The sequence below is a fragment of the Shinella sp. G-2 genome, assembly GCF_050172695.1.
GTDB lineage: Bacteria > Pseudomonadota > Alphaproteobacteria > Rhizobiales > Rhizobiaceae > Shinella.
In genome coordinates, this window is sequence record NZ_JBBEYH010000083.1 from 1 (window position 1) to 503 (window position 503).

At 66.4% G+C, this 503-nt stretch carries 1 protein-coding gene; it reads right to left on the reverse strand.

What is annotated here, in order from left to right:
• A partial coding sequence (locus V8U06_RS29220; protein WP_427143655.1) for a DUF5801 repeats-in-toxin domain-containing protein occupies window positions 1–503 on the reverse strand: 503 nt, incomplete at both ends.

Genomic DNA, 503 nt, shown 5'->3' on the forward strand with positions numbered 1-503 from the left:
TCGGCCTCGGGGTGCAGACCGGAGCCCTGCGAGCGCAGGTTCAGGATATCGCTCTCCGCGGCCGTCCGCAGAACGGCAGCACCGCCCGCAACCGGACCGTCGTCATAGAAGCGGATCGCGCCACCGATGGCGACACTCTTGCTGTCGACGTCGCCGTCATAGTCCTTGACGGTCACGACAGCGTCCACGAGACCCGTCAGGTCGACAAAATCATTGTGATCGCCGGTGTTGGGATGCTCGATCGCCTGGTACTGCGCGACCGACACGCGGCCGTCGCTGTCGATATGCAGTGCGAACACCAGCGCACCCGAGGCATCCACGCCCTTCACGATGCCATTGGCACCCATGACAAGCGTGATCGCGCCGCCCGCCGTCGAAGACAGGCTCGTCGCGCCGTCCACGGCGGTGATCTTCAGGCTCATCGTGCGCGTCACCGCGTCATCGGCGCCGCCCGTTACCGACGTATCGACGAGATCGGCGCGGCCGAAGCCAAGCGCCGTGCC